The 5,806-nt window shown below is 54.2% G+C and carries 5 protein-coding genes and 1 pseudogene; 3 read left to right on the top strand and 3 right to left on the bottom strand.

Annotation, left to right across the window (positions count from 1 at the left end; genetic code table 11):
- Positions 1–218 precede the first annotated feature (218 nt).
- Positions 219–1,616: a class II fumarate hydratase gene (gene fumC / locus ACLQ7H_RS09085; protein WP_411752379.1), complete on the top strand. Its 1,398-nt coding sequence runs from the start codon at positions 219–221 to the stop codon at positions 1,614–1,616.
- Between the two features lie 103 nt (positions 1,617–1,719).
- Here fumC and ACLQ7H_RS09080 read toward each other — a convergent pair whose 3' ends face one another.
- A complete protein-coding gene (locus ACLQ7H_RS09080) occupies positions 1,720–2,595 on the bottom strand; it encodes an alpha/beta hydrolase (RefSeq protein ID WP_411752378.1) in 876 nt (291 codons plus the stop codon).
- Between the two features lie 173 nt (positions 2,596–2,768).
- Here ACLQ7H_RS09080 and ACLQ7H_RS09075 point away from each other — a divergent pair, with 173 nt between their 5' ends.
- Entirely contained in the window at positions 2,769–3,458 is a 690-nt protein-coding gene (locus ACLQ7H_RS09075) for a helix-turn-helix transcriptional regulator (RefSeq protein ID WP_411752377.1), read from the top strand.
- A gap of 82 nt (positions 3,459–3,540) precedes the next feature.
- Positions 3,541–3,912 (top strand): VOC family protein, encoded by a 372-nt coding sequence (locus ACLQ7H_RS09070; protein ID WP_411752376.1) that lies wholly within the window; start codon positions 3,541–3,543, stop codon positions 3,910–3,912.
- A gap of 88 nt (positions 3,913–4,000) precedes the next feature.
- Here the strand turns inward: ACLQ7H_RS09070 and tus are convergent, their stop codons facing one another.
- Both tus and ACLQ7H_RS09060 read right to left on the bottom strand, forming a co-directional pair.
- Complete coding sequence (gene tus, locus ACLQ7H_RS09065) at positions 4,001–4,936, bottom strand: DNA replication terminus site-binding protein (RefSeq protein ID WP_411752375.1); 936 nt, start codon at positions 4,934–4,936, stop codon at positions 4,001–4,003.
- Positions 4,937–5,116: 180 nt separating this feature from the next.
- A pseudogene (locus ACLQ7H_RS09060) lies at positions 5,117–5,806 on the bottom strand (hypothetical protein); the annotation flags it as partial.

The raw sequence follows: 5,806 nt of genomic DNA, 5'->3' as shown, positions 1-5,806 counted from the left end.
GTCATTTTTTGCATGATCGTATCCCTGCTTTCTCAAGAAAATTGCGCTAAGTAAACAATGTGGCGCAGGCGCATGCAAGCCAAGATGGCTAAAAATGCTCTTTGCCCAGGAGGTTAATGCGAATAGTTATTATCTGGCTATACTGAGGAGGCTCGCCAACGGGCTATCACTCGTTGGTATTTCCCCTTCATTTTAGGAATTGTGCTAAGGAGACCGTGATGGCAGGCGTTCGGATTGAAAAAGACTCAATGGGCCCCATCGAAGTACCCGCCGACCAACTTTGGGGCGCGCAGACTCAGCGTTCGTTGGAACATTTCCGTATCTCATCAGAAAAAATGCCTCCGGCGCTGATCCATGCGTTGGCGATGACCAAGCGTGCGGCAGCCAGCGTCAATATGGATCTGGGATTGCTGCCTGCCGAGCAGGGCAAAGCGATTATTCAGGCCGCCGATGAAGTGCTGGCGGATAAGCATCCCAATGAATTCCCGCTGTCGATCTGGCAAACCGGTTCCGGTACCCAGACCAACATGAACATGAACGAAGTGCTGGCCAACCGCGCCAGTGAGTTGCTGGGGGGCGAACGCGGTGAAGCGCGGCGGGTCCATCCCAACGACGACGTCAACAAAAGCCAGAGTTCCAACGACGTTTTCCCGACTGCAATGCATGTGGCGGCGGTGATCGCGGTGCGTGAACATCTGATCCCTGAGTTGAAGGGGCTGCACCGCACGCTGCATGCCAAGGCGGAAGCTTTCCGCGATATCGTTAAAATCGGCCGCACCCATCTACAAGATGCTACGCCGCTGACGCTGGGCCAGGAAATCTCCGGCTGGGCGGCAATGTTGGAGTATAACCTCAAGCATATCGAAGCCAGCATCCCGCACCTCAGTGAGTTGGCCTTGGGTGGGACGGCGGTGGGGACCGGGTTGAACACTCATCCCGAATACGCGGTGCGGGTAGCGAGGGCGCTGGCAGAGCTGACCGGGCAGCCTTTTGTTACCGCGCCGAACAAGTTCGAAGCCCTGGCCACCTGCGATGCGCTGGTGCATGGCCACGGTGCCTTGAAGGGATTGGCCGCCTCGTTGATGAAGATCGCCAACGATGTGCGCTGGCTGGCCTCTGGCCCACGCTGCGGCATCGGCGAGATCGCTATTCCTGAAAATGAACCGGGCAGCTCAATCATGCCGGGGAAGGTCAACCCAACGCAGTGTGAAGCCATGACCATGCTCTGTGCGCAGGTGATGGGCAACGACGTGGCGGTGAACATTGGTGGCGCGTCCGGTAACTTTGAGCTGAACGTATTCCGCCCGCTGGTTATTCACAACTATCTGCAATCTATTCGTTTGCTGGCAGACGGCATGAGCGGCTTCAATGAGCACTGCGCGGTGGGGATTGAACCGAACCGCGAACGCATTGGCCAGTTGCTTAACGAGTCGCTGATGTTGGTCACCGCCTTGAATACCCATATTGGCTATGACAAGGCGGCGGAAATCGCCAAGCAGGCCCATAAGGAAGGATTGACCCTGAAAGCCTCGGCGCTGAAGTTGGGTTATCTGACCGAGCAGCAGTTTGACCTATGGGTGCGGCCAGAGGAGATGGTCGGCAGCATGAAGAAATAACACCAGGTAAATCTCAGGCGTACCAAGCTGCGCCTGAGATCGGGTTGCGCAGTATGAATATTGGCAAGGTGCCAATGCCGAGGGAGACTTGACTGCCGGATGTTCATTGACCCTGCGGGTGGATCATCGCCATCACATGTTTAAACAGGTTGCTCTGTATATCAGCCAGCTCATTAACCAGCGTGAAATGATTATTTTCCTGGTCCTCAATGTGTTGGACGTCTAATCCTTTTTCTTGACAGGCGGCATAATAGGCCTGGGTTTGATGCTTAAACCCAGTGGTTTCTTTGGCTCCGACGCTGAGTAAAATCTGTGGGGCATGGTTTTTTTTAGGCAGCAGAAACAGGGGGCTCAGCAATTTGGCCTGCTCAGGCGTCTGGCGCATCCAGTTGTTGATATAAATATCACACAGCGGGCGTATATCATACAGCCCGCTTAATGCTAGCGCTCCCTTGATGACCTGGGGTGGCACCCGATACGATGACTGCCAATCGTCAGCAATCAACATGCCTGTCAGATGGCCACCGGCAGAGCTGCCACCGATGAAAATCCGCTCGGGGTCGATGCCAAACTGCGCGCTATGGTGATAGAGCCAGGAAATGGCACTGCGCACCTCACGGACAGTTTCTGCCAGCGTCGCCTCCGGCAGCAGCGTGTATTCCAACGTAGCCAATGCCACATTGTGCTGGGTAAAAGCATGCGCCATCGAACATGCATCCTCCTTGGTTTGCGAGTGCCAGTAGCCGCCGTGAATAAAGACAAACAGCGGGGCGGGTTGCCTGGCTGCCGGAAAGATATCCAGACGTTCTGCGATGCCCATCCCATATTGTAGATCGTAAATACCAGCCGTTGAGGACTTGGCGCGCTCGGCCAGCAGGGCGTATTGCGTCATACAACCAGAAAAATCGCTTACTGACGCGCGGGCATTATATTGCATGGCCCGTTGCTCAAGATTTTCAAAGTTCAAATCAATGCTCATAAGTGCTCCTCGGTTTTAGCTGGTTCTGTTGTGCATTATCAGACTGCTGGCGCCAGGTTGGTTAGGTAATTAGTGATATCTGATGACGACAGCCGAATGACCAAATTTTCCCTGGCGTCGGTGTATAATCCCTTGTCATGTTTACAGCGATTTTATTCAACCACGAGTAACCCATGTCCCGCACTCAACGCCTACTCGATCTGATGCAGATCCTGCGTCGCCATCGCTACCCCGTCGCCGGGCATTCCCTGGCCGAAGAACTGGGGATCAGCATGCGCACTTTGTACCGCGATATCGCCACCTTGCAGCAGCAGGGGGCGGATATTGTTGGCGAAGTGGGCATCGGATATGTATTAAGACCGGGATTTATGCTGCCGCCGCTGATGTTCTCGCAAACTGAGATCGAAGCGCTGGTTCTGGGTATGCGCTGGGTGGAACGCCGGGGTGACAGCCAGCTTGCCGGGGCGGCAACCAATGCATTGGCAAAAATTGCCGCCGTGTTGCCTGCGGAACTGCGTGAAGAGCTGGATGCCAATACGCTGTTGATCGGCCCAGTACCTACCGCTTATGTGGCCGATGAAACTCTGGTGACGATCCGTGACGCCATCCGTTTGGAGCGTAAGATCAAGGTAGAGTATCGGGATTATGCCGGTAATGGCAGCGAGCGGATCTTGTGGCCGTTTGCCATGGGCTATTTTGAACAGGTGCAAATCCTGATGGCTTGGTGTGAACTGCGTGGATCGATACGTCATTTCCGCCTTGACCGTATTGGCCGCTTAACGCCGTTGGAGCAACGTTACCCGCGCGGCCGCCGGGCGTTGATGAAACTGTGGCGGGAAAATGAGGGTATCTCAGCGCAATGATCCTACTGCCATAAACTGACAGTAGGGTGCACTAGAGTGACGTTATCAGGAGCCAGCCGGTTCCCATTCAGAGGATAACGTGATGACTACCCCAAGCATGACTATGATTTATGTCGATAGCCCAGAAAAAAGCGCTGAATTTTATCGCCAATTGTTAGGTGTCGACCCCGTCGAGTTGTCTCCCACCTTTGCCTTATTTATCTTTAACCATGGTTTCAAGCTGGGGTTATGGTCAAAACATACCGTGGAGCCTGCGGCGACGGCGACCGGCGGCGGTACAGAAATCTGCTTTATGTGCGAACAACCGCAACAGGTCGATGCGCTCTACCAACAGTGGCGGGATAAAGGATTAACCATCGTGCAATCTCCGGTTGAGCTGGACTTCGGTTACACCTTTGTTGCGGCCGATCTCGATGGCCATCGGCTGCGAGTTTACAAGCTTAACGACGAGTAATTTCTTTCACGGCTAGATTCGTCATGCAGGGCACACATGCTGTGCCCGTTCAACCAAATACCCCGATAAAGCGATTTACGCACGTTAATTATCCATCAATATCGGTATACAGATGCAGGCGCTTCACCAGCAGGCGTAGGGGTTTGGCCTCCGGCTTATATTTGTGTTTCACCGCCGTCACGTCGTAATTGAGTAGTTCACCGATCTTCGGCACCTGAGCGCCCATCTCTGGTTGGCACAGGGCAATCAGCGGCAGGGGGCAGGGGTGTTGCACCTGCTTTTGCTGCGGTTGATACCATACGCGCGCGATTGGCTGCACTTTCACCGGCCGTTTTATTTTTAGCGTCGCATTCTGCGGCAGGCGACTGACGTCGTCAATTTCGCGGCCCACCAACTCGGCCCACTGTTCGCGGTTGTAGGGCGGAACGGCGCGCCCGGCTTTCTGGCTTTTTTCCAATTGCGCCAGAACATCGTCACGTTTCACCTTCTTGATGATGTGCTTGTTGGCCCAGCCAAAACGCACCGAGTCCGGATTGGTGAGCAGGATAATGGAGCGATAGGCGCTGAGGGTGATCAAACCGTGCAGGTGGGTATGCACAAAGTCAAAACGTTGCTCGGGTGCCAGGCCAGACTCTACGGTAATGATCTGTTCCAGCTCCGCTTTCAGCCGGTTGATCAGGGCGATCTGCCGTTGTAACGCCAGATAATCGGCCCGCTCGGTCTCAAGACAAATGACACCGGGCAATCTTACCGCCGCCTTGCTGCTGATATGCTGGCGGTTGTGGTGGATAAACAGCCGTTGGTAGTGTTCCAGAGCAAGATCACGGGCAGCCTTGCCCACATGCTGCTCCACGCTGATTTGTTCGATGGCGGTATGTTCCTTACCTTTCTCGATTTCTGGCAGGCTGAACACTCTTGCAGCCAGCAACCGCAAAGGCTGGATTTGCTGGTGGAGTTGCGCCAGCGCCTGTTCCAGCTCGCTAAAACGCGCATTCATTCTGCCGATCAGGCTGTATTTATCCATTATCACCTCGCATTTTAGTTACAACATACATTGTAGGACAGTGAAACCAGGGTGGCAACTTCAGCCTAAGCGTAGGGGCCGCTTAGGAGCGGAAAATACCCTCCTGCTTAATCCTGCCTGCGGAGGCGAGGAGCACGAAACTAATCCAGCATAAACCGTGCTCCATCGATGTACCCCTAATCAAGGTACTGCTTTACTGTCAAAAATGCGCCTCCACACCCAGCTTAGCGTGTTGAAGAAATTTGCCGATGTGGATAATTGGGTAATTTCGGGGGTAACTGACCAAACGCCATGCTCGTCTGTGCCAGCAATGTCATAGCGGAAAAGATAGTCGGGTTCTAATCCCATGCGTAGATCGGCAAGGATCAGACGAAGCTCTCCATCGTTTCGTTGCTGCGTGTGGGCAGCGAAAAACCCATGTGTAAACCACCGCAGACGGTCCAATTTCGGCTCGGATATCAACTGCTCCAGTATAGCGTTTTCGCTTGGGTAAAACGTAAATGGCATTGCCTCTCGATCGGCAACAAGGGACCGGTCACCGATCCAGTAACCTTTTGGTTCCATCACGATCACTCGCCATGCCAGGGTGTTGAACGGCAGGGGGGTTGAAAAACGTGGTGCGTTCTCTAAGTTCAGGGCCGCCAGGCTTTGCGATGCGGATCTGTCGATCAGTGCTTTGGCGCCGACACTCCACGCCAGGTAAACCGAGCTCACCAGCAAGCCCGCTACCAGCCAGTTGCGTGCCGCCCTGTCTCGACCTGACCCATTCGTTTGCTGTGAGGATTGGGAGGTTAGCCGCCAGGCAACAATAACCCCTGTTAGCAACGGTACGGTATACAACGGATCAATGATGAAGATTGTCGCCCACAT

Origin of the sequence: Serratia sp. (in: enterobacteria) (assembly GCF_046715635.1) — a bacterium.
Classification (GTDB): Bacteria; Pseudomonadota; Gammaproteobacteria; order Enterobacterales; family Enterobacteriaceae; genus Chania.
This window is presented reverse-complemented; position numbering and strand designations above follow the sequence as displayed.